Origin of the sequence: Bacillus sp. FSL H8-0547 (genome assembly GCA_038002745.1) — a bacterium.
Lineage (GTDB): Bacteria > Bacillota > Bacilli > Bacillales > Bacillaceae > Bacillus_P.
Window position 1 is genome coordinate 2,322,901 of the sequence record JBBODD010000001.1, and the last position, 26,352, is coordinate 2,349,252.

The 26,352-nt window shown below is 44.8% G+C and carries 25 protein-coding genes; 16 read left to right on the forward strand and 9 right to left on the reverse strand.

Going from position 1 to position 26,352, the window contains the following annotated elements; all coding sequences use genetic code 11:
• Positions 1-10 precede the first annotated feature (10 nt).
• Together MHB63_11420 and MHB63_11425 are read right to left on the reverse strand one after the other, a co-directional pair.
• Entirely contained in the window at positions 11-1,228 is a 1,218-nt protein-coding gene (locus MHB63_11420; GenBank protein MEK3807140.1) for an MFS transporter, read from the reverse strand.
• A 4-nt stretch (positions 1,229-1,232) separates the two neighbouring features.
• A complete protein-coding gene (locus MHB63_11425; protein ID MEK3807141.1) occupies positions 1,233-1,664 on the reverse strand; it encodes a MarR family transcriptional regulator in 432 nt (143 codons plus the stop codon).
• Between the two features lie 134 nt (positions 1,665-1,798).
• On the opposite strand from MHB63_11425, the gene MHB63_11430 reads away from it, so the two are divergent.
• Entirely contained in the window at positions 1,799-2,116 is a 318-nt protein-coding gene (locus MHB63_11430; GenBank protein MEK3807142.1) for a hypothetical protein, read from the forward strand.
• A 28-nt stretch (positions 2,117-2,144) separates the two neighbouring features.
• Here the strand turns inward: MHB63_11430 and MHB63_11435 are convergent, their stop codons facing one another.
• Positions 2,145-2,708 (reverse strand): hypothetical protein, encoded by a 564-nt coding sequence (locus tag MHB63_11435; GenBank protein MEK3807143.1) that lies wholly within the window; start codon positions 2,706-2,708, stop codon positions 2,145-2,147.
• 248 nt (positions 2,709-2,956) lie between these two features.
• Entirely contained in the window at positions 2,957-3,802 is an 846-nt protein-coding gene (locus MHB63_11440) for a MurR/RpiR family transcriptional regulator (protein MEK3807144.1), read from the reverse strand.
• Positions 3,803-3,947: 145 nt separating this feature from the next.
• On the opposite strand from MHB63_11440, the gene gnd reads away from it, so the two are divergent.
• The 3 genes from gnd (at position 3,948) to MHB63_11455 (ending at position 7,481) form a co-directional block, all read left to right on the forward strand.
• Positions 3,948-4,847 carry a phosphogluconate dehydrogenase (NAD(+)-dependent, decarboxylating) gene (gene gnd / locus MHB63_11445; protein MEK3807145.1) on the forward strand — a complete coding sequence of 300 codons (900 nt, stop codon included), beginning with the start codon at positions 3,948-3,950 and terminating at the stop codon, positions 4,845-4,847.
• 285 nt (positions 4,848-5,132) lie between these two features.
• Entirely contained in the window at positions 5,133-6,656 is a 1,524-nt protein-coding gene (gene gntK, locus MHB63_11450; GenBank protein MEK3807146.1) for a gluconokinase, read from the forward strand.
• A 24-nt stretch (positions 6,657-6,680) separates the two neighbouring features.
• Positions 6,681-7,481 (forward strand): 6-phosphofructokinase, encoded by an 801-nt coding sequence (locus tag MHB63_11455; protein ID MEK3807147.1) that lies wholly within the window; start codon positions 6,681-6,683, stop codon positions 7,479-7,481.
• A gap of 770 nt (positions 7,482-8,251) precedes the next feature.
• Here MHB63_11455 and MHB63_11460 read toward each other — a convergent pair.
• Complete coding sequence (locus MHB63_11460; GenBank protein MEK3807148.1) at positions 8,252-8,689, reverse strand: GNAT family N-acetyltransferase; 438 nt, start codon at positions 8,687-8,689, stop codon at positions 8,252-8,254.
• 230 nt (positions 8,690-8,919) lie between these two features.
• Here MHB63_11460 and MHB63_11465 point away from each other — a divergent pair, with 230 nt between their 5' ends.
• The 4 genes from MHB63_11465 to MHB63_11480 all read left to right on the forward strand — a co-directional run bounded on the left by MHB63_11465 (position 8,920) and on the right by MHB63_11480 (position 12,160).
• Positions 8,920-9,546: a lysozyme family protein gene (locus tag MHB63_11465; GenBank protein MEK3807149.1), complete on the forward strand. Its 627-nt coding sequence runs from the start codon at positions 8,920-8,922 to the stop codon at positions 9,544-9,546.
• 288 nt (positions 9,547-9,834) lie between these two features.
• Positions 9,835-10,386: a DUF3231 family protein gene (locus MHB63_11470; protein ID MEK3807150.1), complete on the forward strand. Its 552-nt coding sequence runs from the start codon at positions 9,835-9,837 to the stop codon at positions 10,384-10,386.
• A 108-nt stretch (positions 10,387-10,494) separates the two neighbouring features.
• Positions 10,495-11,400, forward strand: coding sequence for an ABC transporter ATP-binding protein (locus MHB63_11475; protein ID MEK3807151.1), 906 nt, complete (start codon positions 10,495-10,497; stop codon positions 11,398-11,400).
• Positions 11,393-12,160, forward strand: a complete 768-nt coding sequence (locus MHB63_11480; protein MEK3807152.1) for an ABC transporter permease — start codon at positions 11,393-11,395, stop codon at positions 12,158-12,160. Before MHB63_11475 ends, MHB63_11480 begins: the two co-directional genes overlap by 8 nt.
• 37 nt (positions 12,161-12,197) lie before the next feature.
• Here the strand turns inward: MHB63_11480 and MHB63_11485 are convergent, their stop codons facing one another.
• Together MHB63_11485 and MHB63_11490 are read right to left on the reverse strand one after the other, a co-directional pair.
• On the reverse strand, positions 12,198-13,082 hold the full coding sequence (locus tag MHB63_11485; GenBank protein MEK3807153.1) for an ABC transporter permease subunit: 885 nt from the start codon (positions 13,080-13,082) through the stop codon (positions 12,198-12,200).
• Complete coding sequence (locus MHB63_11490; GenBank protein ID MEK3807154.1) at positions 13,079-14,011, reverse strand: ABC transporter permease subunit; 933 nt, start codon at positions 14,009-14,011, stop codon at positions 13,079-13,081. Before MHB63_11490 ends, MHB63_11485 begins: the two co-directional genes overlap by 4 nt.
• A gap of 231 nt (positions 14,012-14,242) precedes the next feature.
• On the opposite strand from MHB63_11490, the gene MHB63_11495 reads away from it, so the two are divergent.
• The 5 genes from MHB63_11495 to MHB63_11515 all read left to right on the forward strand — a co-directional run bounded on the left by MHB63_11495 (position 14,243) and on the right by MHB63_11515 (position 21,967).
• On the forward strand, positions 14,243-15,577 hold the full coding sequence (locus MHB63_11495; protein ID MEK3807155.1) for an FAD-dependent oxidoreductase: 1,335 nt from the start codon (positions 14,243-14,245) through the stop codon (positions 15,575-15,577).
• A gap of 146 nt (positions 15,578-15,723) precedes the next feature.
• Positions 15,724-17,265, forward strand: a complete 1,542-nt coding sequence (locus MHB63_11500) for a spore germination protein (protein ID MEK3807156.1) — start codon at positions 15,724-15,726, stop codon at positions 17,263-17,265.
• On the forward strand, positions 17,262-18,353 hold the full coding sequence (locus MHB63_11505; GenBank protein ID MEK3807157.1) for a GerAB/ArcD/ProY family transporter: 1,092 nt from the start codon (positions 17,262-17,264) through the stop codon (positions 18,351-18,353). Before MHB63_11500 ends, MHB63_11505 begins: the two co-directional genes overlap by 4 nt.
• Complete coding sequence (locus tag MHB63_11510; GenBank protein MEK3807158.1) at positions 18,340-19,449, forward strand: Ger(x)C family spore germination protein; 1,110 nt, start codon at positions 18,340-18,342, stop codon at positions 19,447-19,449. The genes MHB63_11505 and MHB63_11510 overlap by 14 nt, the downstream gene beginning before the upstream one ends.
• 673 nt (positions 19,450-20,122) lie before the next feature.
• On the forward strand, positions 20,123-21,967 hold the full coding sequence (locus tag MHB63_11515) for a PAS domain S-box protein (GenBank protein MEK3807159.1): 1,845 nt from the start codon (positions 20,123-20,125) through the stop codon (positions 21,965-21,967).
• A gap of 42 nt (positions 21,968-22,009) precedes the next feature.
• Here the strand turns inward: MHB63_11515 and msrB are convergent, their stop codons facing one another.
• On the reverse strand, positions 22,010-23,131 hold the full coding sequence (gene msrB, locus MHB63_11520; protein MEK3807160.1) for a peptide-methionine (R)-S-oxide reductase MsrB: 1,122 nt from the start codon (positions 23,129-23,131) through the stop codon (positions 22,010-22,012).
• A gap of 171 nt (positions 23,132-23,302) precedes the next feature.
• Between msrB and MHB63_11525 the strand changes: the two genes are divergently transcribed.
• Together MHB63_11525 and MHB63_11530 are read left to right on the forward strand one after the other, a co-directional pair.
• Complete coding sequence (locus MHB63_11525; protein MEK3807161.1) at positions 23,303-23,680, forward strand: DUF4363 family protein; 378 nt, start codon at positions 23,303-23,305, stop codon at positions 23,678-23,680.
• Positions 23,681-23,689: 9 nt separating this feature from the next.
• The gene (locus MHB63_11530; GenBank protein MEK3807162.1) at positions 23,690-24,379 is read left to right on the forward strand and encodes a DUF421 domain-containing protein; all 690 of its coding nucleotides are present in this window, start codon (positions 23,690-23,692) and stop codon (positions 24,377-24,379) included.
• 51 nt (positions 24,380-24,430) lie between these two features.
• On the opposite strand, the gene MHB63_11535 is transcribed toward MHB63_11530, so the two are convergent.
• A complete protein-coding gene (locus MHB63_11535) occupies positions 24,431-24,712 on the reverse strand; it encodes a hypothetical protein (protein ID MEK3807163.1) in 282 nt (93 codons plus the stop codon).
• Between the two features lie 197 nt (positions 24,713-24,909).
• Here MHB63_11535 and fumC point away from each other — a divergent pair, with 197 nt between their 5' ends.
• On the forward strand, positions 24,910-26,295 hold the full coding sequence (fumC, locus tag MHB63_11540; GenBank protein ID MEK3807164.1) for a class II fumarate hydratase: 1,386 nt from the start codon (positions 24,910-24,912) through the stop codon (positions 26,293-26,295).
• The last annotated feature ends 57 nt before the right edge of the window (positions 26,296-26,352 follow it).

A 26,352-nucleotide genomic window follows, 5' to 3' on the forward strand; every position in this document is an offset into this window, starting at 1 on the left:
AAATGACTTATCATGCACTTTGCTTTTCCGTCTCCGCCATCACCGCTGCACGCAAAGCAGCGTCCTTTCTCCCATGCAGCATATAGTAAACAGCCAGGCATCCCAAAATAAAAAACGAACTGGCAAAATACAAGGAGCTGAACGAAATCTTGGCTGTCAGCACACCGACGATAAATGAACCTGCACCAATCCCGATATCAAAAATGGACAGGAAGGTTGCTGTGGCAAGCCCTCTTTTTTTCGGCTCTGCGGACTGGATGGCGATCGTCTGGAAGCTTGGAAACAGAGTGCCCCATCCGAGGCCGATTAAGCCTGCAGCGGTGAGGAAGCCGAGTGATGTATCAGCGATGCTCAAAAGCACCATTCCTGCTGCAAAAATCAGGATGGCAGGGTAGATAATGAAATTTGCCCCATAGCGGTCAAACCATTTTCCCGTAAAAGGCCGTGCAAGGAGCATGACCACGGCATAGACAACAAAAAAGTAGCTTGCTGCCTGCATCAGGCCGATTTCCCTGGCGTATACAGAGACAAAGGAAAGGATGGATGCATACACCAGAGCGAATAGTCCGGCTACCAGCGCAATTGAGATAGCTGAGGGCTCAAAGAATCCTTTTATTCCTGTGCGGCCGGCAGCTGGAACGACTTTGCTTCCATCCGCAGTACCTTTTGGAAGAGTCATAAGTAATCCTGACACTAGGGAGAAAACAGCTGTAAAGATGCAGATGCTGAACATAATGCCCGTGCCCCATTGGTCCATAGCAGTCAGGCCAAGGAACGGTCCAATGACCATCGCAAGATTCATCGACATGGCGTAATAGCCCATCCCTTCGCCGCGCCTTGATTCAGGAATGATATCTGCCACAATCGCTCCTGCAGCCGTCGTGGCCATTCCGAAGCCAATTCCGTGCAGGAATCTTAATGCAAACAGCCCGTTCATTGAGTTTATAGAAGAATAAAGCAAGGATCCTATTAAAAAGATCAAAAGGGAGGAAAGGAGCACTTTCCTTTTTCCGTGCCGTTCAATCCATTTCCCGGCAAATGGCCGGACGACAATGGCTGCAACTAGAAAAATGGTCACTATCAGGCCTGCTTGTGCCGGTTTTCCGTTTAAATCGTGAATGGCATAAATGGGCAGGGTTACGAGCAGATAGTAAAACGTCAAAAAGAGAAAAAAGCTGCTTATAGAAATGGACAGGAAGTTTCTGGTCCATAGTTTTTGTTCATTCATATGTTCATTTCCTTTCTGTATTTCTTATGTGAAGAAGCCACTGCTGAATATACATCCTGAGAGGCTCCTGAGTGCTTTCCGGCATGCCCGAAAGAAGGTCCTTCTCCATTTCAGCTACTGCTGATTCCCATTTTTCATAATCCTGGGTCGCTTTGTCAGTGAGTTTGATGTGCTTCATCCGTTTATCAGCTCCTTGAACCTGCTGGACGTAGCCCTGTTTCACGAGGCGCTGGATAGTGCGCGTCATAGGAGGAGCTTCAATCGATAAGTAATCACAGAGCTCAGTCTGTGTGAGAGTGCCTGATTTTTTGAGGGTGAATAGCACGGTCCATTGCGCGCTGTATAGGCCAAAAGGCTGAAGCGTTTCATTTAAACGGTTTGTCAGCTTCCTCGAAAGCTGCTGAATGGCGTGAAAAAGGTTCTGTTCGGCGGTCATGTATTAGTTCTCCTTTTAATTAGTTACCTGGGTAATTATATCACACCTTTTAGTTACCTGGGTAATGAAAGTTCTTTCTTTATTGATCCTGCCGCCTGTGCGAAAATAGTCAGTAAGGAAAGGAATGATCGGTTATGCTGTTTGCAGTTATCATCGTATCAGGTATTTATGCCGCCATAGCTGCGTTATACTGCGCGTCCTTTTTTACGGCTGTTTTAGAGAAAAAAAGGTATAAGCTGCAGCATCTTCTTCATCTTATGCTCTGGTTTACGGCAGCGTTTGTGCTCGGCATTTCGTATGCCGGCACGGCAATCTACTGGATGATTTATTTAGTGACATCGATTTTTCTTGCATTCATCCTTTATGCTGTGAGCTATGCCAGGGGGAAAGAAACAGTCAGTCTGACGGTTATGGATTTGTTGAAAATGAAAAGCCCTCAGGCAGACGTCTGAGGACTTTTGATTGTGGTGAAGTTCGCTTTTATTCTGGATACCAAGAAAGCTTTTGGTCGCTGTCGAGCGGCACATTTGCGGTTTCTATTTCCATGCGGGCAAACCAGTTGCGAAGAAGCTCATCCCTTGGAATATCGGCGTGCTCCCCGTCCGCCCATATGATATGGGAAAACCATGCCTTCGTAGCCCATTCAAACTGGAGCTCTGCATGTGCAATTGGAACGTGTCCTGCTGCGAGGAAGTTTTCATTTATCGCATTCGCTGCGTCAGGCGCCTGTGTCAGAAGCTGTGTCCGGATTTTTTCTGTAATCGTCATGTCTTCAAGCTCATCCCACATTAAAAGTGAACCATTTTGCTGATAAAACAGCTCAAACGCCGGCTCATTACGAAAATCGACAATGACAAAGGCGCGATCTACTGTCGTACCTGTCGCGTTGACAGCATTTACAAGAATATTTTGAGCCATTGGAATCCAAAAATCGTATGCATCCTCTTTTGTAATCAGCACCATTTCCGACTCCAGCTCAGCGGCTGCTGCTTCTCCGCGATTAACTTCCTCTACTTTTTTAAACATTCGCTGAAAAAATCCCATCTCTTTCGCCCCCCTTTCATTCTTCCAATTATTCACAATGTAGAATACTATACTGGTATTGTCAAATTTAACCTGTACAAAGTGAGTGCTGTTAATCTATCAATCTATACGTCTAGGGCTCCTTCGATTTCAAGGTATAGTTCATTGGGATTTTACTATGCAAAAAAACACCGCAGAAACGGTGCTGAATTTGCTTATTTAGTACTGTTCCAGGTGTATTTTCGCGAGGCAGAGTATTCTGCCTTCCGCTAAACTCTCGTTTCAGAAATTGCACTCCGGATTTTTTCAAGAGACCGATTCGCCTTTTCTTTATTCTGGATCATCATATTCACATAGAGCGCATCAATCAAACTGAGCTGGCCGATTCTCGATGCCAGAGCTTCAGACCTGTATTCGGTTTCTTCAGAGCTTGTAAACAGCGCAACATCTGAATTCTGGCCGACAGGTGATTTTGGGAAGCTTGTGATCCCGATGGTTTTCGCTCCGTTCTTTCTTGCCGTATTCATGATTTTAATCGTGTCTTTATTGGTCCCTGAATGGGAAATGATGACTGCTGCATCATTATTCGTGAGCTGTGAGGCTGACATCAGCTGAAAATGCGAATCAATAAACGCATAGGCGGAAATGCCGGTGCGGATAAATTTATGATAGGCATCCATCGCAATGATGGCAGAGCCTCCTGTTCCGTAAAAATCTACGCGGTTCGCGCCTGCAAGGATGCGGGCAGCTTTCTCAATAGATGTAAAATCTAAAATCTGCAGGGTGTTTTCAAGGGTGCGGATGTTGGATTGAAATACTTTTTCCGCGACGGCCTTTTCATTATCGTTTTCAGTAATTTCCTCATGTATCTGCTGGATCGGACTCATAATCTCTGAAGCCAGAGCGATTTTCATCGCCTGGTAGCCTTTAAAATCAATGCGCTTGCAAAAGCGGAAAACGGTCGCTTCTGCGACACCGAGCCGGTCAGCTGTTTCATTTATCGTACTATGAATAATTTCCTTGGGGTTTTCCAAAATAAAATCAGCAATCTTTTTTTCTTTTTCACTCAACCTCGCATAATGAGAACGGATGCTACCTAAACAATTTTGCCCCATAAAGAATGACCTCGCTTACATGTACTAGAAAAAGTATAGCACAAAGTAAATGTGAAAAAAAATTTCTTGGAAGCGATTGCTAAACGAAAAAAAATTCGTATAATAGGGATAGGACAAAACATGTTATTAAAAGGAGTTTTCAAAGATGCAGGTAGGTTTAATCGGCCTTGGAAAGATGGGTTATAATCTTTCACTTAATTTAATGGATCATAAACATGAGGTTGTTGCTTTTGATATCGATTCAGAAGCAGTAGCCAAACTTTCAAATATGGGTGCAGAAGGTGCTTCTTCCATTGAGGAGCTGGTTTCGAAGCTTGAGGCGCCAAGAAAGATCTGGATGATGGTTCCAGCCGGTGTGATTACAGAAAATGTACTGTCTGAACTAAAAGGCCTGCTTGAGCCTGGTGATCTTGTCATTGACGGTGGAAATTCAAACTATAAAGAATCCGTTAAGCGCGGAAAAGAAATGAAAGAACAGGGCGTTCATTTCTTTGATGTCGGCACAAGCGGCGGCATGGAAGGCGCACGCAGCGGCGCATGCACAATGATCGGCGGGGACAAAGAAGTTTTCGCATCAATCGAGCAGCTGTTTAAGGATATCTGTGTTGAAAATGGCTACTTGTATGCAGGTGAAACCGGAAGCGGCCACTATTTGAAAATGGTTCATAACGGCGTAGAATACGGCATGATGCAGGCAATCGCTGAAGGCTTTGAAGTGCTTGAGAAAAGCCCGTTTGATTTTGACTATGAACAGGTGGCAAGAGTCTGGAACAACGGATCTGTTATCCGCTCATGGCTGATGGAGCTTACTCAGAATGCGTTCTCCAAGGATTCGAAACTTGACGGTATTAAAGGAGTTATGCACTCATCAGGCGAAGGGAAATGGACGGTTGAAGAAGCGCTTGACCTTCAAACGGCAACGCCGATCATCGCACTTTCTCTAATGATGAGATACCGTTCTCTTGATGAGGATACGTTCTCTGGAAAAGTAGTCGCAGCTTTGCGCAATGAATTTGGCGGACACGCTGTTGTAAATAAAGATTAATGCGTTTACGTGCATAATTGGAAAGGGAAGAGGCTTATTTAGAAGCATCTTCTTTTTCATTTAGGTAAAATATGAATAAAAGGCTTTGGATAACAAAATAAAGTTATCTTCGTCCAGCTCCAGCGCCTAAATCCTCTGTCAGAACAAATCAGGCAAAAAAGTCAAACCCGGACTTTTCTGCCTGATTCTTATCTGCCTATCGGATCTGACCAAGGCGCTTCCGCTTTTGTAAATGAAAACGCTGTACGAAAATGCAGGGGAGGATTAAACTTGATAGAAAAATATATGATCGGCACCGATATAGGCACGACAAGTACAAAGTCTGTTCTATTTAAGACAGATGGAACCATTGTTTTTACGCATGGGATTGAATATCCTCTGCATTCCCCGGACCCGGAGACGGCAGAACAGGATCCGGAAGAAATTTTTCAGGCTGTGGTGACAACCATCCGCGAAGTGATTTCATGCGGAAATGTTCATCCATCAGATATTCTGTTCGTCTCATTCAGTTCTGCGATGCACAGCGTCATTCCCGTTGACAGGGAGGGAATTCCCCTTACAAACTGCATAACATGGGCAGATAACAGAAGTGCTAAATGGACGGAGAAAATTAAAAATGAAATGAACGGGCATGAGATTTATCTTCGAACGGGAACCCCTCTGCATCCAATGTCTCCGCTATCCAAAATCACGTGGATCAGACACGACCGGTCTGAGCTGTTTTTGAAAACCTTTAAGTTTATTTCAATAAAAGAATATGTTTTCTACAAGCTGTTTAAGCGTTACGTGGTTGACTATTCCATTGCTACGGCTACGGGACTGTTCAATCTTCATGAGCTTAATTGGGACTGGGAGGCTCTTGAAGTTGCCGGCATTACTGCTGAGCACCTGTCTGAGCCTGTCAGCACAACGGTTTCCCTGACTGGACTCGATGCTCAGTATGCGGCTCTTATGGGGCTTCATGCTGACACGCCTTTTGTCGTCGGAGCAAGTGACGGCGTGCTTTCCAACCTTGGCGTAAACGCCGTTCAGCCGGGAGCTGCAGCTGTGACAATCGGAACAAGCGGCGCTATCCGCACCGTGACGGATAAGCCCGTGACAGATCCTAAAGGAAGAACATTCTGTTATGCATTGACCGAAGACAAATGGGTCATTGGGGGGCCTGTCAATAACGGGGGAATGATTTTCAGGTGGCTTCGAGATCAGCTCGGGCACGAAGAAACAGAATTAGCAAAGAAGCTTGGCAAAGATCCGTATGAAGTGCTGACAGAAATCGCGGCACGCGTAAAGCCGGGATCAGACGGCCTTCTTTTTCATCCGTATCTGGCAGGCGAGCGGGCGCCTCTTTGGGATGCAAATGCAAGAGGATCATTCTTCGGCCTCTCTCTTCACCATAAAAAAGAACACATGATACGCTCTGTACTTGAAGGAATTATTTTCAACCTGTATACTGTTCTTCTCGCGCTCGAAGAATTGATCGGAGAGCCGGCAAGCATTCAGGCGACAGGCGGATTTGCCAGGTCTGAACTATGGCGCCAGATGATGGCCGATATTTTCGACCAGGAGGTTTCTGTACCGGAGAGCTTTGAAAGCTCATGCCTTGGAGCCGCTATTCTTGGCTTGTACGGCCTTGGGCATGTATCTTCCCTTGATGTTGTCTCTGACATGGTGGGGGCTGCTCATCATCATAAGCCAATTCGCGAAAACGCTGCCGTTTATCAGGAACTGGCACCGATTTATATACGTCTTTCAAGACTGCTGAAGGAAGAATATGCAAGCATCGCTGCCTTTCAGCAAAAGCACATTTAACTTCCAAGATGAAAGAGGGATCACATGCGCATCGCTGTTTTCGGAATCGATACTATTAATGAAACACGAATGATTTTAGCTGCCATTAAAGCATTTGCTGCGGATAAAAACACGGAAGCATCCGCACTTGAATGGCACACAGGAACACTGCAGGCAGAGCCGCTTGGCGAATGGATTCGTTCCATCCCGGAAAAAACGGTTGCCGAGAAGAAACATGACTTCTTGCCTGTAATGGAAACCTATGATGCCGTCCTCGTCCTCGGAGGATCAGATCAGGCGGTACAGCTGCTTTCCCAGGCAAAAACGAACGTGCTCTTTTTGCCGGTCTCATACCTCGAGGATCATGCTCTCGGATATGATACGGCACTGAATGAAGTCGTGACGAATGTACTGAAAGTAAAAGATACGATCAGCTCGCTCCTGTATATGAAACAGAGGGTCTGCTGCGTGCAGCTGCCCGGGCATGAAGTATCAGACCTGATGAAGGAGGCAGCCGCAGCTGTTGACGGATTTGTGGTTACCGCTGATGAATCATCCTGGCAGCATGCTGCTGAGTACTTGAAGCAGAAAGATGAAAAAGGGATTACTTATTCCTTTTTAATCATTAATGAGTCGGTTCCGCCGCAGGAGCTTGGTGCTTACTTGGGAAAAAAGATGGAGCTTGATTTCAAAGAGCTTATCTACGACGAATCCCAATGCATGAGTTCCCGCCCGACGGCTGCTGACCGGATCATTGAAAAGAACCTTGCCCGTGCTGCAGCCGAGTGGCTAGAATCAGGGGCCGTAACAAGGCAGCTTGTCCTTATGAATAAAGAAGTGAAGTAAATGTACACCCGCGGCTAGTGCAGCTGCGGGTGTTTTTTGTGTTAAAGCAGAGTTAACAGCAGAAAGTGGAGCGCGAGTTCAAAGGGAAGTGCGTTAAAGCGGAGTTAGGAGCAGAAAGTGCAGTGCGTGACTAGAGGAAAATGCGCTAAAACGGAGTTAACAGCAGAAAGTGGAGCGCAGGCTGAAAGGAAAGTGCGCTAAAGCGGAGTTAGCAACAGAAAGTGGAGCTCAAGGTCAAAGGAAAATGCGCTAAAGCAGAGTTAACAGCAGAAAGTGGAGCGCGAGTTCAAAGGGAAGTGCGTTAAAGCGGAGTTAGCAACAGAAAGTGGAGCGCAAGGTCAAAGGAAAATGCGCTAAAGCAGAGTTAACAGCAGAAAGTGGAGCGCAGGGTCAAACGAAAATGCGCTAAAACGGAGTTAACAGCAGAAAGTGCAGCATGGTTTCAACCGAAAATGCGCTAAAGCAGAGTTAACAGCAGAAAGTGGAGCGCGAGTTCAAAGGGAAGTGCGTTAAAGCGGAGTTAGCAACAGAAAGTGAAGCGCAAGGTCAAATGAAAATGCGCTAAAGCAGAGTTAACAGCAGAAAGTGCAGCAAGGTTTCAAACGAAATTGCGCTAAAGCAGAGTTAACAGCAGAAAGCGGAGCGCAGGGTCAAACGAAAATGCGCTAAAGAGGAGTTAACAGCACAAAGTCCTGATCAGAAAGCATGATAAAAAAACAGCAGGTCAAATGTGGCCTGCTGTTCAGTGTATCGTCAATCCTTTTATTCGTTTAAAGCCCCTTCACCATCAGCACATTCAGTCCCTTCGAAGGAACATGGAAACGGAAGTCGGTTTCTTTAAAACCGAGGTGCTGGTAGTACTCAACGTTATTGACAAGTGTTGTGCACCACAGCGTTTCTGCTTCGAGCTGTGATAGTTTGTTTTCGGCCAGCAGGAGCAGCGTCTGGCCCCGGAGCTGGTTCCGGTGCTCCGGATCAATGGCAAGGCCGCGCAGTCTGTATGCGTGTTTCCCTTTTATTTTTTCATGTGTTTCTTTAAAAAAGGATGCTGTTCCAATCAGTTCTTCCTCTTTAAATGCACCGATGTGAAGCGTATCTTGATCAAAATCCTTTTGATAGCCGCACTCTTCTATGGAAAAGTCGGGCATCAGTACTTTTTGCCTCAAGGCATATGTATGTTCAGCTTGTATTGGTTTTATTTCAAACATGGTAATCCCTCACTTGGAATAGAAGTTTCATAGAATAGACGAAAACAGGCCGGCAAAAGTTTCATCTAGGGCCAGGGCCTGACAAGGTGATAGTCTGCAGCCTGTTTCGCTTTCGTACATTCTACCTTATTCTTAAAAAGATGAGAAGCTGGGGCTAGTTCTAAGTTGAAGAGATTGCCAGATTTATTATAATAGTAGGCAAAGGGCATAAGAGAACGGAGCAGGATGAGATGAAATTCATAAAAACCAGTATAGGCTTTCTGCTGCTTGTATTTGCCGGTTTTTTTGCGCTGACCGTGTTTTATTCGGCAGAAAGACAGCCGGCTGTGATGCAGCAGAATGCGTTTGAGGAAGTCATAAAGTACGAGCCCCTTATTGAACAGGAGCTTGCAACTTATCAGCTTGAAGAGTATACGCCTCTCGTTCTGGCACTTATGCAGCAGGAAAGTAAAGGCAGAGGGGGAGACCCCATGCAGGCTTCAGAGTCAGCAGGTCTGCCGCGAAATGCCATTACCAATCCGGAAGAAAGCATCAGGCAGGGTGTGGAGTATTTTCAAAGAAGCCTGAAGTACGGACAGGAGCGCAAGGTAGATGAAATGACGATTGTACAGGCATACAACATGGGCCTCGGCTATATTGACTTTGTGGTTGAAAACGGCGGAATGCACACGGAAGAGCTTGCGAAAGAATTTTCAATGATCCAGGTGAAAAAACAGCCGGAACTATACAATTGCGGAGGGGACAAGTCCAACTTCAGGTATCCATACTGCTACGGGGACTTTACTTACAGCTCCAAGGTTCAGGAAAACAGGAATGCGTTGACGGCTGTATCAGAAAAAACAAATGATCAAATGTGACTTCGCCGAGTGCGGAGTTTTTTTCTATTAAAAAGCAGCTGGTAAAATTAACCCTTGACGTTGATCAAGAAGCAGGATAAGATAGAAACAGTTACTTTATCACTTAAAAGCATAGACGCTTAAAAGCGAAATAGAGAAGAGCTTAGCAGAGACCGAGCAGGGCCGTGCAGCTGTCAATTTTTTGACGGTGCACGGCCCTTTTTATATATCTTTCTTTGCGCATGGTCCAGTCCCTGCGCCCCTTATATTTCAAATGAAAAAGGGCAATTATAGGTGTGGAGGTGTTTTATGATAAAGGTAATCGAAACCATTAAAAGTATGATCAAGCTGTCTGCTGATGGAGAGCCGAAAGCTCCTCTGCATGTAGGAGAAGTGATGGCGCTCTGGACGCTTCTTACCCTGATGGAGGAAGCAATCGTTTTTTATGATGTATTTATGAATACAACAACAGACGCAGAGCTGATTAAAGTGATTGAAGAAGCCAAGACAGCGACAGAAGAAACGGTTATGAAACTGAAAGAATTTTTAGCCGCAGAAGGAGTGCCTCTTCCGCCGACGTCAGAAGAAAAACCGAAGTCAGAGCCTTTAGATGTTCCGTTTGGTGTCAGATTTACAGACAATGAAATCGCAAATTTTCTGAGCGTGAAGACAGCTACCTATATTACGTTTTGCGGGACTTCTGTATCGGAGTCTGTCAGAAATGATGTTGCTACCCTTTTCCTTACTTTTATGACGGCCGTGATCCAGTACAGTATAAGGCTGAAAAGCTTAATGATTCAAAGAAGCTGGCTGAAGGTGCCGCCTTATTTCCAGCCGCCGGGTCTGACGAAAAATACATAGAAACAAGTCGGGCTGCTTCTCTTCATTGGCAGCTCTTTTCAATGGACTTTTTTGCATATCGAAATCAGAAAAACAAGTATATACTTGGGAGTAGAGGAGGAATGCACCGTGAGAAAAGCCGTACTTAGCGTAAATGGCCTGAACAAGGAAATTGGGGACAAACAGCTGCTTTATAATGTGAACCTGACTGTATACGAAGGAGAATTATTTGGTCTGCTGGGCCCTAATGGCTCCGGAAAGACAACACTGATCCGATCTGTCCTTGGTCTCGTAAAAATGAACGAAGGTGAAATATCCGTCAACGGTTACTCCATTAAGACACATTTTGAAGAGGCGATGAAACATGCGGGGGCAATCGTTGAGAATCCTGAATTCTATCCTTTTATGACAGGGTATCAGAACCTGTGCCATTTTGCATATATGCACGACAATATAAATGAAGGCAGAATAAAAGAAGCCGTATCGCTCGTAAAACTGGGTCAAGCCATCCACGACAAGGTTGAGACCTATTCCCTCGGCATGAGGCAGCGCTTAGGAGTCGCACAGGCTATTTTACATAAACCGAAACTGCTGATTCTGGATGAGCCGACAAACGGGTTGGACCCTGCCGGAATCAGAGAGCTAAGGACGTATTTGAAAGAACTCTGCACAAAAGAGGGAACGGCCGTCGTGATTGCCTCTCATCTGCTGAAAGAGGTAGAGGACATGTGCTCCCGTGCCGCCATCATCCAGGATGGAGAAATTCTTGCTGTTCAGGAAATCGGCAGCCGTGAGGGGGAGCTTCTGACGGTGAAGTTTGAAGTGTCCGATGCAATTCGTGCTGCGGATCTTCTAAATGATTATTCGGCTGCAGCTGAAAACAGCGAGATTGTTCTTCTTGCTAAAAGAGAAGAGATTCCGGTCATAAATAAAATGCTTATAAATGAACAAATTGATGTGTTTGCGATTCTGCCTCTGTCCAAATCACTGGAGGAAACATTTATTGAACTGACTGGAGGCATGCCGGATGTTTAATCTACTGAAAATGGAACACCAAAAGCTGCTCTATCAGAAAAGCACAGCTGCGCTTTTTATAACGCTTGCCGTTATCAGTTTCCTGCTTGCTGCCGGTTCAAAGCAGATGTTCACAGGAGCGGGAGTGGGCGAAAACGTCATTGGTTATCTTTCCTTTTCAACAGGCACTCTATTTATCCTGCCGTTTTTCTCTCTTGTGATTGCAGGTGCCATTGTGGCAAACGAATTTAATTGGGGCACCATCAAGTTTCTTTTAATCCGTCCGAAAACCCGTTCGAAGATCCTTGCAGCTAAATTTTTGACGGCCCTTCTTTTCGGCGTCTATTTTCTGCTTGCTTACTTTCTTTTCTCTGTCATTCTTGGGCTTGTTTTCTTTGGCGCATCCGTTGCCCCTGATGACAAACTGATGGTGGAAAGTATTGGTCTTCAATACTTGACAGCTTTTATTGAAATTGTTCTGATTTCGGGTTTTGCCTTTATGATTTCTTCTGTATTCAGAAACAGCTCTCTTGCCATCGGGCTTTCCATCGTCCTGACGTTTTCAGGCAAAATCATGGTGCAGCTGATGGCTCACTACGGAATGAACTGGGGAAAATATATTCTTTTTGCAAACACGAATCTTAAGCAGCACCTGCAAGGAAACCGGCCGCTGTTTGAAGGGATGACACTTGGTTTTTCAATGTCCGTTCTGTTCGTTTATTTGCTCGTTTTCCTTCTGGCGGCGTGGGCAGCTTTTACTAAGAGGGATGTCTCTATTTAAATCTAAAGCCAATGGGTTAGTTACCCATTGGCTTTTTTTAGATCCTGCTGAAATGTTTTCTCAAGCCTTCTCCAATAAGATTAAACGTCAAGATCAAATAGGTAAGAGCAAGCGCTGGGAAAAAAGGAATCCAAAATCCATTGATCATATTAGACTTCGCCATGCCAAGCAGAATCGGCCAATTCAGACTTGTATTCTGCAATTCTCCGTACCCGTAGTTCAGCTGCACAAATGCCTGCGTAACGAAAATGGACAGGATGCCGAGCTGGCCGAGGAGAAGAGTTACCTTTCCCAAATCCATAAAAAAGTGGATAACAGCATCAGGCAGCAAGTTCGGAAGATAGTGACGGGAAAACAGGCCAAACGGACTGTTTCCGATTGTTACTCCGGCTTCTACATATTGCGTATGCGAGATGGACTTCATGGCCTGCTGAAACACATAGGCGACCCGGCCGACGTCTGAAAGGGAGAGAATCAGGACAATCCAATAAACACGGTGGGGGCTGAAGGTAAAGACAGGCATCGTGATAAAGAGAATGGCAGCGAACACGATCGGAAGGCTTGCTGCAAATCCGTTCAGACTGTAGATAAGTGCCCGGGCGGGACTTTTTTCAGGCAAACTGAGCAGCGCAAGCAAAATAGCCGCTCCATACCTGATGATGCTGATGACAAGAATGAGCATCAGCGTCTCCTTTGCACCCATGATGACAAGGCTTAACAGATCCCGTCCGTCTTCATCTGTCCCAAACAGATGCTGCAGCGATGGAGGAAAGGGCGCCCTTTCAAACGCTCCGCTCTCTTTAAAAACCATTCTCTGTTCAATGATCCCCTCCTTCACAGACGGAATCACCGGACCCAGCCATGCGACAGCAACAAGGACTGCTAGCATGAAGAGGCCGGATAATAGAGGGATATTCCTCATGCGCTTCCCTCCCTTGGATCAATCCATCTTTTTGCTGTTTCGCTCAGAATCTGAACAGTGAGAACCATGAGCATAAAGCAGATGCCAAATAAAATAATGACATTTGGTTCAATCGCTGTATTCAGTCCTGCGCTTAAAACAGGCGTGACATGAAAAGCTTCGAAAAGCCTGTAGGCCGCTCCTTTATAATCCGTGAGGTACTCCACAATCAGCAGATTGGACAGAAGATAAATCATCAGGGAGCTTATGTTTGTTAAAATCGGGACGAGACTGTTTTTTAGCATATGCTTGAAGGTAATCATGGCGGAAGGCAGTCCTTTTGAGCGGGCAACCGCAATATACGGCATTCCTTCCTGATCAAGAATTGAAGCCGCTGTAATTCTGCTTATGTACAGTGCCGGATAAATGGACACGAGCAAAGCGGGGTAGATAAAACTGTACCAGCTTTCGTGCCCGAAAAGATCCACATAGTCCCTGAAATAAATCAGCAGAATCCACTGCAGGGAAAGAAACAGAAAGAAATCAGGCAAAGACTGCAGCAGCCACGTAAACCCTTTACCGAAAACAAGCCGAAGGGGCCCTCCGCGTTTTGCATCATATATGCCTTTTAAGATGCCGAGCGAGAGGCTGAGAAAAAAAGCGGAAACAATCACTTTCAGACTTCTTGAAAAATATAGAACGGCTTCATCCTCAGCTGAGCGTTCATACTTTGTTAAGCCGAACGATTTTTCACGGATTATATCTGAGAAAAAACCGGTGAGATTTTCAGAATAAACAGCCCATGAAAATTCGTATTCGAAGACGACAGTCTGAGGCTTCCCTTCTGCACCGATCTCAACATCCCTCGGCAGTAGAACGGTTAAAATAAGGATGATGACAATAACGAAAAACAGCAGGATATGCCTGCTGATGGCCAAAGCTGCTTGCATTTAAACACATCCATTTTCTGAGTATTGTAAAAATTTTACCATGACTTTTGATTGGTGCATAGAAGGTGAGACAAACTTTCCAAAAGTCTTTGTGAAAAACTTCACAATATCTCTTGCGTTTTGAAAGAAGCAGGGATATAATAAGGTCATAAAGGATTTGTGAATTCCTTCACAATATAATGTGAAAATCTTCACAAACTCACCAAGTTACTCTCAGGGAGGAATTGCTTTATGAAAATCGCAGTTATCGGATGTACACATGCTGGAACGGCAGCTGTTTCTAATATAGCCAAGCTTTATCCGGATGCAAAAATAACGGTTTATGAGAAAAATGATAATGTTTCATTTCTCTCTTGCGGCATCGCCCTTTATGTAGGCGGAGTTGTTGAGGATGCGCAGGGGCTTTTCTATTCATCACCCGGAGAACTTGAAAAAATGGGGGCAGCGATGAAAATGAGACATGCTGTCACGGCCATTGACAGCGAATTAAAAACTCTGACGGCACAAAACCTGGAAACGGGCGAAGAAGTTGTCGACACGTATGATAAATTAATTATGACGACAGGATCCTGGCCGATTGTTCCGCCGATTGAAGGAATTAATCTTCAGAACATCGTCCTTTCTAAAAATTATCAGCATGCCAATACCATTATTGATAAAGCGAAAGAAGCGAAAAAAATTACGGTTGTCGGCGCAGGCTATATCGGCATTGAACTTGTAGAAGCGTTCGAATCATACGGTAAAGAAGTCACGCTGATCGACAGCACGGACAGAGTCCTGAGCAAATATCTCGACGCAGAATACACCGAAGTTGTTGAAACGGAGTTTGAAAACCGCGGGGTTACACTCGCTCTTGGGGAAACTGTCAAACAGTTTAAAGGCGAAAATGGGAAAGTGACAAAGGTTGTGACAACCCATGGTGAGTATGAATCGGACCTGGTTGTTCTCTGCATCGGATTCAAGCCTAATACAGAACTGCTCAAAGGACAGGTGGAAATGCTTGATAACGGGGCAATTATCGTGAATGAATACATGCAGTCAAGCAATGAAGATATCTTTGCAGCCGGTGACAGCTGTGCGATCCGCTACAACCCGACCGGAAAGCACGCGTATATTCCGCTTGCAACCAACGCTGTCCGAATGGGGACTCTTGCTGCAAGAAACCTTGTTAAAAAGACGATTAAATATATGGGAACACAGGGTACCTCAGGTATTAAAATCTATGATCAGAACATCGCATCAACCGGGATGACCGAAACGGCTGCTTCTCTTGCGGACATGAATGTGAAAAGTATCACAATCTTAGAAAACGACCGTCCGGAATTCATGCCAACCTACGAACCTGTTACGCTGAAAGTTGTGTATGAGGAAGAGACACGGAGAATTGTCGGTGCACAAGTCATGTCCAAAGCAGACCTGACTCAATCCATCAACACACTGTCTGTCTGCATTCAAAACAATATGACCATAGATGAGCTTGGATTTGTCGACTTTTTCTTCCAGCCGCACTATAACAAGCCGTGGAACTTCCTGAATCAGGCTGGTTTGCAGGCGATCCACTCATAATTTACAAAAGGCGCTCCGAAAACAATCGGACGCCTTTTTTCTATTTTCTAAAGCACCAGGTTCACAAGTGAAGATATAAAATGCATACTTTTGCCAGCAGACATAGAAACTAAGCTCATAGTGCCAGGAGAAGGGGTGAGCAGAGAATGTTTTCGTTTTTAAAAAAGAAGAAGAAGGAATCGGAAAAAAAGAAGCCGCAGCCTCAGAATATTGTGTCGCCGGCTGATGTCAACATTCCAGTTTCTTCTCATTTTAACGTTAATATCGCAAAAATTCTTACCCATCTCGATCACACCGATGATCTTGGACAAAGGAGAATTCAGTTTCAGGGAAAGCAGGCTTTGCTTCTTTACTTTGTTCCTATGATGCAATCCGAGAAAATCAATCAGGACGTCATTGGTCCGCTGCAGCAGTCAGAATCAGGCGAAGTTGAAGACGCTGTTGCCATTGCCTCTATTACAAAAACGAAAGATATTCATGAAGGGATTCACTATTTATGTAAAGGTGCGTGCTTGCTGTTAATTGAAGAAACAGATGTCATTTATTGCATAGATGCCGGCATCAGTCAGGCGCGGTCAATCGAACAGCCTCAAAATGAGAAGGTTATCAGAGGTTCTCATGAAGGATTAACAGAAAATCTTGATATTAACCTGAATTTAATCAGGCAGCGGATTTTAGATGGAAGTCTGGTTGTTAAATATTTACATATTGGGAGTGTATCAAGAACAAGAGTGGCAGTTGTATACTTGAATCACCTGACGAATCAGAAGCTGGTTAAGGATGTTATCACACGTCTTCAGGACATAGAAACAGATGCATTGGACTCTCCCGGAATCATTGAAGAGTCACTGGAAGAAAACCCGTTTTCTTTTTTTCCGCAGCTTTTAAATACAGAACGGCCGGATAAAATTGTGTCAAATTTACTGGAAGGAAGAGTGGCAATTTTGCCTACAGGAAGTGCTTCAGCTCTTATAACACCTGTTAATTTCTTTGCATTCTTCCAGTCTCCCGAAGACTATAACAGCCGCTCGCTGTACGGCTCTTTTTACCGGCTGATCCGAATATTGGGCTTTTTCATTGCGATTAGTCTGCCGGCATTGTATATCGCAACGATTTCATTTCACTATGAGCTGATTCCAAATGATTTGATTCTGACGGTTAAAAGCTCCCTTGAGAATGTGCCGCTTCCGCCTCTGGCTGAAGCTTTGCTCATGGTTATTATTCTGGAACTGCTGAGAGAAGCAGCTTTGCGTCTGCCTACCTCTATCTCCCAGACAATTGGTGTTGTAGGAGGTTTGGTTATCGGGACAGCAATCGTTGAAGCAAATCTCGTATCCAATATGATGATTATTGTCATCGCCCTCACTGCCATAGCATCTTTTGTTGTTCCTTCAAATGACATGAGTACAACATTGAGGCTGCTAAGCTTTCCAATGATGTTCGGGGCAGCGATTTTTGGATATTTGGGAATTGTCTTTATTTTTGTCCTGATCATTATGCATTTAAGTCTTCTTGAATCGTTTGGCACACCATATTTTTACCCTCTTGTGCCGATGCAGTTTGATAACATGAAAGATTCTGTTCTGCGCATGCACCACTGGTATATGAATGACCGTCCAAGAGATACAATGCCGCAAAGAATCAGGCGCCAAAAATCAATGAGGAAATGGGCGGGACAAAAGAAATGAAGCATACGATTACGCATAAGCAGCTTCTGTTTCTTGTCCTTCAGACCCAGATCGGAATCGGTGTTTTATCCCTGCCCTATAACCTTTATAAAACTGCAGGCAAGGATGGGTGGATATCTGCATTAATAGCCGGTGCAGCCGCACAGATTGTCATCCTGTTATTTTGGCTGCTTGTGAAGAAATTTCCCGCACACAGTCTTTTTGACATCAATAAACGGCTCCTCGGCAAACATATGGGAACCTTCTTAAATTACGGCTACATTATTTTCTATATTTTCCTGTCAAGTTTGATTGCTGTTTTGTATGTCAACGTTCTGAAAAGGTGGATCTATCACTTTACGCCAGCCTGGGTGCTGATTTTGCTGCTTTCTGCAGTGGCACTCTACTTTGCAAAGGAAGACATCCGAAAATTAGCCAGGTTTTATGTGCTTGTCTCTATTTTGCTAATTTTCTTGTTTCTTTTGACCCTCAATGCCTATAAAACGGTGGATATCCGCTATGTATTTCCAGTTGGAGAAAGCGGAATTGTAAAGATTCTGCTTGGCAGCAAAGAGGCGATTATGTCCTACATGGGATTTGAAATCCTGCTGTTTCTCTATCCGTATGTGGAAGGGAAGCCTGCTCAGAGCCTGAAAATGGTGTCCCTGAGCAACCTCATTGTCACTCTATTCTATTCGTACATTACGTTTACAAGCCTTATCTTTTTCAGTCCAAAAGAGATGCCGATCGTACCCGAGCCAACGCTTTATCTGCTGAAGGCTATTTCATACTCTGTTGTCGAACGTGTGGATCTGGTGTTTCTCGCCATTTGGGTTGTTTCGGTCATCACATCAGGACTGATGTATATTTACATTGCAAGCAAGGGCATGCAGAACGTTTCCGGAAAAAAAAACCATCGTCCGTTTGTTCCTGTCGTTGTTTTTGCTGTCACCGTGCTGGCATTAACTCCTGCTAAAAGTGACCGGCTCACAGAAAAGCTTGCCGACATTGTCAACATGTCTTCGCTGGTTTTTGTGTTTGCAATCCCTGTCATCCTTCTCCTTCTATCATTTGTCAGAAAGGGGAAAACGAAAAATGAACAAGCTTAAGCAGCTGTTTTTAGCCGGGCTGTCGGTGATGCTGTTAAGCGGGTGCTGGGACCAAAAACTTTTGAAAAATACGGTGTTTATGTCCGCAACCGCTTTTCAGGTAAAGTCGGAAGATGAGGTTTTAGTTACCACTTCTATTCATACGTATACAGCGAAGGAGCAGAGGCCGGTCAACAAAACGTATTCAGTGGTTGCAAAATCAACCCGTGATTCAAAAATCAAATTGAATCAAGAGACCTCAGGTTTTTTAATGACTGCTAAAAACAAGGTTTTCCTGCTGCAGGATGATCTGGCCAAAAAGGGTCTTCTTCAATTCGCAGATGTTCTCTACCGTACGCCTGAAAGTCCGCTCAACGGAAAATTTATCATTGTGGAGAAGGACCCGAAGGCCATACTGGAGCTACAGAAGGTAGGAGATGAGCTGATTGGGGAAAACCTTGACGGATTAATCAAAACTATGGAGTTTGAATCAGCTGTTCCAACTGAAACCATTCAATCCATCTGCACCATTTTATTTGATGAAGGAAAAGGCTTAATGCTTCCTTATATGAAGCTTAATGAAAGCAATCAGGCAGCAGAGATCACAGGCGCCGCACTTTTCCACAAAGATAAATTTACCGGTGTGACGATCAACACAGATCAGACGAAACTGCTGCTTGCCTTAAGCAATAAACGAAACAAAGCGATGATGATCAATGATACGATTCCGTTTAAAGATGAACAGCTGACGGTATCCTACGAAATCTCTCATTCAAAAGGCAATCTGAAAATAGAGAAGGATGGATTGAATAAAGTAAAGGTTAAACTCCCTTTCAAAGCAGAGCTTGATATTATGGAATTCCCGCATGACCGCTTATATGAAAAAAGTGTCCTGGAAAATCTCCAAAAAGGTATCGAGAAAAAGCTTCAGAAAAATGTGGAAGAAACCCTTTCTATCATCCAAGAAGCAAACTGCGACTATCTCGGAATCGGCAGGGAACTCATTGCCTATCACCCGGAATTGTGGAAAGAACTTGACTGGGAAAAAGACTATCCTGAAATTTCAATCGAACCCGACGTGTCGGTTGAGATTATGCACCATGGAATTATTAATTAACAGTGGACTGACAGGCGGCATAACCCGCCTGTCAGTCTCCTGTTTTTTTGTAGTGGCGTCACTCCCGCTAAGTGGTGCCACAAGTACAGGATTGGGAAGGTGAAAAGTGGCGTAACTCCGCTGAGTGCTGCCGCAAGTCCAGAGTTGGGAAGGTGAAAAGTGGCGTAACTCCGCTTAGTAGTGCCACAAGTCCAGGTGAGGAAAGGTGAAAGTGGCGTCATTCCGCCGAGAGGTGCCACAAGTGCAAGGTTGGAAAGGTGAAAAGTGGCGTAACTCCGCCGATAGGTGCCACAAGTGCAGGGTTGGAAAGGTGAAAAGTGGCGTAATTCCCCGGAGCTAATCACCCGCCTCCGCTTTTCGTTGATGTCCAGCTCCATCAGCCAACTCCTCCGTCAGAACAAAATCGCCCAAAAAGGCAAACCCGGCCTTTTCGTTCGATTTCTTATCTGCCTATCGGAGCTAACCGGCTGATTCCGCTTTTCGTTGATGTCCAGCTCCAGCGGCTAACTCCTCTGTCAGAACAGATTTGTCAGCAAAGGCAAAAAGCGCCTTCACTGCCAAATCCTTATCTGACTCCCGGAGCTAATCAGCCGCTTCCGCTTTTCGTTCCTTAATTTTAGAATTTTTGATATATTAAATGTAAGAAAGAGAGAAGTGGAGGGGATGGACACAGATGAAGAACCTTGAGCAAGACTGCGGCGGGAAGGTCCTATCTCAGGAGAAGCTTGATGCGCTGAGGGAAGCATATACAAATCAGCTTGAGAATTCTCCAACTGCTTTTTTGATACATGAAGACCGGAAATGGACGTACGTTAATCCTTCTGCTGCTTCGATGCTTCAGTACGGCAGCAGGGAAGAGCTTTTAGGAAAGCCCATATGGGATTCAATAGATTCCCAATACAGAGAGAACATTGAACAGAGAATTTTGGATACAGCGTGCGGGTATACACCGCCTGCGATGGAGCAGCTGTGGTATACGAAGGCAGGTCATCCTGTATATGTTGAAGTGACGTCGCTCCCGAATGTATGGGGAGATACACAGGAAACCCAGGTCATCATCCGGGATATAACGGAGAAGAAACTGCTTGAGAAAGAGCATGAAGAAACGATCAGGCGCTTTCGTTTAATTACGGAGAACATGAGAGATATCGTCGGGCTGCTAGATGAAGAGGGGCTGTTCACGTATGTTTCGCCGTCCTTTAAAGAAGTGCTCGGCTACGAGGCAGAAGAGGTCATCGGATCCAGTCCGTTTAAGTTCGTTCATCCTGAGGACAGGGAACAGATTGCTGAACAATTTTATACCATGGTGACAGAAAACAGGCAGATGACGGTTGAGTACCGCTATCTTTGCAAGGATCAAACCTATATCTGGCTTGAATCTCACGGCATTCCTGTACAGGAGCAAAGCCACCTTAAACACGCCATAGTTGTTTCAAGAAATATTACACAGAGAAAGATGACCGAAGAGCGGCTGAGAAAAAGCGAGAGCAAATACAGAATCATTCTTGAACACAGCAATGATCTGATTTGTGTCGTAGATCTTGAAGGGAAATATAAGTATGCTTCCCCTTCCTACAGGAAAACCCTTGGCTATGAACCTGAGGCCATGATTGGTGAAAATGTCTTCAAGTATATAATGGAGAGTGATCATGCGCAGACGCAGGACATCATCTCCACCGTCTTTACGACAAAGGAGCCTGTCACTCTCCCTTATCATAAAATCAGCCGTTCAGGACAAGCCATGCTCTTTGAAGGCAGAGGAATGGCTGTCATGAATCAAAAAGGCGAGCCGGAAAGCATTGTGTTTATTTCGAGGGACATTACTGAAAAAAGAAAAGTAGAAGAGTATATTAAAAATTATGAAAAGCTTACGGTCTTAGGTGAACTTGCAGCAGGAGTCGCCCACGAAATCCGGAATCCCCTGACTTCGATAAAAGGGTTCTTTAAACTTTTGACTGAAAAGAACAGAGATGAAGAAGATCAGACGTATCAGAATGTTATTATTGATGAATTAAGCCGAATTGAACAGATTGTCAATGAGTTCATGGCGCTTGCGAGACCGCAGGCGATTCATTTAAAGGAACGTGCGAATATTGTTCAGCTTGTAAAAGATACGGTGATTCTGCTTAATCCGGAAGCAGCTTTGAGAGATGTTCATATCGAAACGGCATTCGGTTCAGAGGAATCGCTCATTGAATGCGAACGAAATCAAATGAAACAAGTGTTTATCAATGTCATGAAGAATGCCATTGAAGCCATGTCTGATGGGGGCACTTTGAAAATCCGCGGGAGCGACATAGACGGCTCTCTTTATAAACTTACGTTTGAAGACAATGGGGCAGGCATCGATGAAAAAAGACTGAAAAAGCTTGGGACACCGTTTTTTACGACAAAAGAAAAGGGAATTGGCCTGGGTCTTACGATCAGCAATAAGATTATTACGGAGCACAATGGCGAATTTAAAATGGAAAGTGAAGTCGGAAAAGGAACTAAAGTGACCGTCCTTTTAAAAAAATAAACCTTCAGCCCGCGGCTGAAGGTTTTTGATATTCCGGTTTTTTCACTTAAACAAATCTGCAAATTCACCGTACCCTTCCTGTTCCAGGTCCTCTGCCGGAACAAACCTGAGAGCGGCTGAATTGATGCAGTATCTCAGGCCTGTCGGCTCCGGTCCGTCGTCAAAAACATGGCCGAGATGCGAATCCCCGTATTTGCTCCGGACCTCTGTCCGCACGGTGAAAAAGCTGCGGTCTTCTTTTTCAACGATATGCTCATTAACAAGCGGCTTCGTGAAGCTTGGCCAGCCTGTATTTGAGTCGTATTTGTCTTTTGAGCTGAAAAGGGGTTCGCCTGATACGATGTCTACATAGATGCCGTCGTCTTTTAAGTCCCAGTATTCGTTGTTATATGCTTCTTCGGTTCCGTCTTTTTGTGTCACTTCATACTGGATGTCTGAAAGACTTTCTTTAAGTTCCTGTTCAGAAGGCCTTGAGTAGACGGAATCAGCAGGAGCCTGGCCGTCATTTTCCCCCCAGACTTTTTCAAGAAACTGGTCCCTTCCTGAATTGTCCCGGTAGTATTTATATCTGATTTCATTCTTTTTGTAATAATCCTGATGATACTCCTCTGCCATGTAAAAGGTTTTGGCAGGGAGGATTGGTGTGACAATTTCTTTATCAAACCGTCCTGACTCGGCAAGCGCGGCTTTTGATGACTCCGCTTCTTTTTTCTGCTCTTCGCTGTGGAAGAAGATGGCGGTTGAATACTGCTTTCCGCGGTCGACAAACTGTCCGTCTGGATCGGTTGGATCTACCTGTCTCCAGTAAACGTCCAGAATTTCCTTATAGGAAATGGTTTTCGGGTCGTACACAATCTGGACGGATTCAACATGTCCTGTCTGACCTGATGAAACGTCGTTGTACGAAGGATTCTCTTCTTCACCGCCCGTATAACCAGAGATGACGTCCTCTACCCCGTCAAGCTTTTCAAACGGCGGTTCCATGCACCAGAAGCAACCGCCTGCGAACGTTGCCACTTCAAGGTCTTCTTCCTCATAACTCGCTTTTACAGCCGTGCTTCCAGTCGATCTAGTAAAGAGGGCTTCGCCTCCCTTGACCATGACAAAAACAAGGCTTGGTATCAGCACAATCGACATGATGATTTTCGCGTTTCGTTTTTTCATATCATCCCATCCTTTACCTTTATAAAAGGTAAAACGTTAATTGAGTTAAAAAAGATCACTTTTCTATATAAAAACTACCTAATTTTTTTCAGCAGGGACAGTTTTAATGTGCTGTCTGATTACACGGGCCGCAACATGTCCAAAATGAAAAGAAAAGAAGGTGGGGCCAGTATGTCGCAAAGACGGATTTCAATCAGCCTGTTTGCGCTTTTGTTTGTTTCCTATATCGGGCTGTTTGCCTGGCAGCAGGCTGTCTTTTTTCAGAAGCATCAGTCGTTCTATGATGAGCTTCATGCTGTCATGAAATCATCAAGAGAAGGTGACTGGGCAGAGGCTGCGGAAAAAGCAGAGAACGTGGAAAACATGTGGGAGCGCGGAAAGGTCATTATATCCATTAAAAGCGGAGGGACAAACCAGGCTCTCCTCAATATTTCACTCAAACAGCTGAAGGGCGCGATTAATGAAAGAGATTTAAAATCCGCCATCCGGGAGGGTGAAACTTCAATGATGCTTTTTGAAAATCTGACCTCTGTTACACCAAGGTTTTAGGAGGAAACTATGGGCGATTTCTTAACAGATTTATCAATCTATATCATCCGCTCTGTGATTGTCATTGCCGGAACGTGGCTTGTAACCAATTTTATCGGGAAAAAATCAATCGCACAGCTGACGCCTTATGAAATAGCGATCCTATTTATCCTTTCAAATGTGGGCGCACAGCCCCTCGTGTCCATTGATACGTTCAAAACAGCGTTTGGAATGGTGATCCTTGGCATCAGTATTATCCTGATTTCAAAAGTGTCGTTATCCAAGATGTTTTACGGAATGAATGCAGAACCGGCGATTGTCATCTCAAATGGGCAGATTGACCGCCTGCAGCTTAAAAAGAACCGGATGAGTATTTATTCTCTGTTATCTATGCTGAGAGTACAGGGTTATTTTAAGGTAGAGGATGTTGAGTACGCCATATTGGAGCCGAGCGGGGATTTGTCCGTGCTGCCGAAAGTGAACGCAAGGCCGGTTACGCCGGAAGACATGAACCTTAAGCCGGAACAGGATGTTCTCTCCTATGCGGTCATCATTGACGGCGACATCAAGGAGCATGCCCTGGCGTCTGTTCAGCAGTCCAAAGAGTGGCTGATCAATGAGCTGATGGCTCAGTACAAAACAGCGAGCAAGGATGTGCTTTATGCTGAAGCCGACAGCCAGGGGAATTTATTTGCAAACATTAAAAAAAGCGGGGCGTAATGCCCCGCTTTCTTGTCTTTCAGAAATTATTTTGCGCTTCCGCTTTTCTTCTCAAGCATGGCTCTTCACTCTGCGGGAGTAAAAGCGTCCGATGAAAATGACGACCGCAAGAGCCGAACCAGCTGTTAGGAGCATGCCGTCCGGAGTATGATGGCTTCCGGCGAGCTGCCATAGTTTATAAGGGATAACAGAGATGGAAGCGATAATAAGAAACCCGAGGTAGATTTTAAGTATTCCTTCTTCTTTTTTCTCGGATTGTTTTAATTTTGCAAGAGAGTCCAATGAAAAAACCAACAGAAGCAAAGCAGCAGCAATAACAGCGATATCTCCCATTTTTTCACCTCATTTATTTTTAAACAAACGTTTGATTAACCGGTTTAAGCTTGATATACGGGTCTTTTGATATGAGCAGATTTTCCTCTGCTTCTTTATTTTATCAAAAAAACCAGCTGGAAAATGGGGAGAATGAAAGGTTTATATGAACATTTCTTGAATAAAAAGGGTAAAGAAAAAGAGACGGAGGTGGTAGCATGGATTTTCGTATTGAAAAAGATACAATGGGTGAGATCAAGGTTCCTGCTGATAAGTTTTGGGGTGCTCAAACACAGCGAAGCAAAGAAAATTTTAAGATTGGGACAGAGCGTATGCCGATGGAGATGATTGATGCGTTTGCGGTTCTAAAAAGAAGTGCGGCTAAGGTGAACAGCAGCCTTGGCATGCTGAGTGAAGCAAAGGAGAAGGCGATTGTACAGGTTTGTGATGATATTCTGGCCCGAAGGCTGGATGGACATTTTCCGCTTGTTGTCTGGCAGACGGGAAGCGGTACCCAGAGCAACATGAACGTTAATGAAGTCATCGCCAACAGGGCAAATGAGCTGTTGAGAGATACGGATGAGACCGTTCATCCAAATGATGATGTAAATATGGGGCAGAGCTCCAATGATACATTCCCTACAGCGATGCACGTCGCGGGAGTGCTTGCAGTCTTTGATTCTCTCATTCCCGCGATTGATAAACTTTATCTGACACTCTTGAATAAATCAAAGGAAAATGAAGATGTCGTGAAGATTGGGAGAACCCACCTGCAGGATGCTACACCGCTTACTCTTGGCCAGGAAATCAGCGGCTGGGTTCACATGCTTCACAAGTCCAAGGACATGATCAGGCTTTCCGTTGAAAAGATGCGCGACCTTGCCATCGGCGGAACAGCGGTAGGAACGGGTATTAATGCGCATCCGGATTTCGGGAGGCTTGTGGCTGAGGAAATCAGTCTATACACAGCTACAAAATTCCAAACATCAGAAAATAAGTTTCATGCACTCACTAGTCATGACGAAATCGTGTTTGTGCATGGTGCACTTAAGGGGCTCGCCGCAGATTTAATGAAGATTGCAAACGACGTCAGGTGGCTCTCAAGCGGACCGAGGTGCGGAATCGGCGAAATCACCATTCCTGAAAATGAACCCGGAAGCTCCATCATGCCCGGAAAAGTCAATCCGACTCAAAGCGAAGCCATTACCATGGTCGCCGCTCAAGTGATGGGAAATGATGCAGCAATCGGCTTTGCAGCCAGTCAGGGAAACTTTGAACTGAACGTCTTTAAGCCGGTGATCATTTATAATTTCCTGCAGTCTGTCCGGCTTCTGTCCGACTCAATCCATTCCTTTAATGACCACTGCGCCATTGGCATAAAGCCAAATTTAGCTGTCATTGAGAAAAATCTGAACGAATCTCTTATGCTCGTCACGGCTTTAAACCCTCATATCGGATATGCAAATGCCGCGAAAATTGCAAAGGAAGCCCACAAAGAAGGCATGACGCTCAAAGAAGCAGCAGTAAAGCTTAATCTACTGACCGAATCAGAATTCGATGAGTATGTGAATCCGCTTGATATGATTGGCCCGAGAGGAGAATAGACAGGTGTGCCGCTCACTAATAGAGCGGCATTTTTATGGGAAAATATAACTTTTAGT

Excerpts from the sequence above, each read along its gene's own strand:
- MHB63_11440 (MEK3807144.1), bottom strand. The coding sequence starts at position 3,802 with ATGGGGCAAAATTGTTTAGGTAGCATCCGTTCTCATTATGCGAGGTTG.
- MHB63_11455 (MEK3807147.1), top strand. The coding sequence starts at position 6,681 with ATGCGCATCGCTGTTTTCGGAATCGATACTATTAATGAAACACGAATG.
- MHB63_11480 (MEK3807152.1), top strand. The coding sequence starts at position 11,393 with ATGTTTAATCTACTGAAAATGGAACACCAAAAGCTGCTCTATCAGAAA.
- MHB63_11485 (MEK3807153.1), bottom strand. The coding sequence starts at position 13,082 with ATGAGGAATATCCCTCTATTATCCGGCCTCTTCATGCTAGCAGTCCTT.
- MHB63_11530 (MEK3807162.1), top strand. The coding sequence starts at position 23,690 with ATGGGCGATTTCTTAACAGATTTATCAATCTATATCATCCGCTCTGTG.
- MHB63_11515 (MEK3807159.1), top strand. The coding sequence starts at position 20,123 with ATGAAGAACCTTGAGCAAGACTGCGGCGGGAAGGTCCTATCTCAGGAG.
- MHB63_11435 (MEK3807143.1), bottom strand. The coding sequence starts at position 2,708 with ATGGGATTTTTTCAGCGAATGTTTAAAAAAGTAGAGGAAGTTAATCGC.
- MHB63_11460 (MEK3807148.1), bottom strand. The coding sequence starts at position 8,689 with ATGTTTGAAATAAAACCAATACAAGCTGAACATACATATGCCTTGAGG.
- MHB63_11430 (MEK3807142.1), top strand. The coding sequence starts at position 1,799 with ATGCTGTTTGCAGTTATCATCGTATCAGGTATTTATGCCGCCATAGCT.
- MHB63_11500 (MEK3807156.1), top strand. The coding sequence starts at position 15,724 with ATGTTTTCGTTTTTAAAAAAGAAGAAGAAGGAATCGGAAAAAAAGAAG.
- MHB63_11525 (MEK3807161.1), top strand. The coding sequence starts at position 23,303 with ATGTCGCAAAGACGGATTTCAATCAGCCTGTTTGCGCTTTTGTTTGTT.
- fumC (MEK3807164.1), top strand. The coding sequence starts at position 24,910 with ATGGATTTTCGTATTGAAAAAGATACAATGGGTGAGATCAAGGTTCCT.
- MHB63_11505 (MEK3807157.1), top strand. The coding sequence starts at position 17,262 with ATGAAGCATACGATTACGCATAAGCAGCTTCTGTTTCTTGTCCTTCAG.
- gnd (MEK3807145.1), top strand. The coding sequence starts at position 3,948 with ATGCAGGTAGGTTTAATCGGCCTTGGAAAGATGGGTTATAATCTTTCA.
- MHB63_11465 (MEK3807149.1), top strand. The coding sequence starts at position 8,920 with ATGAAATTCATAAAAACCAGTATAGGCTTTCTGCTGCTTGTATTTGCC.
- MHB63_11510 (MEK3807158.1), top strand. The coding sequence starts at position 18,340 with ATGAACAAGCTTAAGCAGCTGTTTTTAGCCGGGCTGTCGGTGATGCTG.
- MHB63_11420 (MEK3807140.1), bottom strand. The coding sequence starts at position 1,228 with ATGAATGAACAAAAACTATGGACCAGAAACTTCCTGTCCATTTCTATA.
- MHB63_11495 (MEK3807155.1), top strand. The coding sequence starts at position 14,243 with ATGAAAATCGCAGTTATCGGATGTACACATGCTGGAACGGCAGCTGTT.
- MHB63_11535 (MEK3807163.1), bottom strand. The coding sequence starts at position 24,712 with ATGGGAGATATCGCTGTTATTGCTGCTGCTTTGCTTCTGTTGGTTTTT.
- MHB63_11470 (MEK3807150.1), top strand. The coding sequence starts at position 9,835 with ATGATAAAGGTAATCGAAACCATTAAAAGTATGATCAAGCTGTCTGCT.
- MHB63_11490 (MEK3807154.1), bottom strand. The coding sequence starts at position 14,011 with ATGCAAGCAGCTTTGGCCATCAGCAGGCATATCCTGCTGTTTTTCGTT.
- gntK (MEK3807146.1), top strand. The coding sequence starts at position 5,133 with ATGATCGGCACCGATATAGGCACGACAAGTACAAAGTCTGTTCTATTT.
- MHB63_11425 (MEK3807141.1), bottom strand. The coding sequence starts at position 1,664 with ATGACCGCCGAACAGAACCTTTTTCACGCCATTCAGCAGCTTTCGAGG.
- msrB (MEK3807160.1), bottom strand. The coding sequence starts at position 23,131 with ATGAAAAAACGAAACGCGAAAATCATCATGTCGATTGTGCTGATACCA.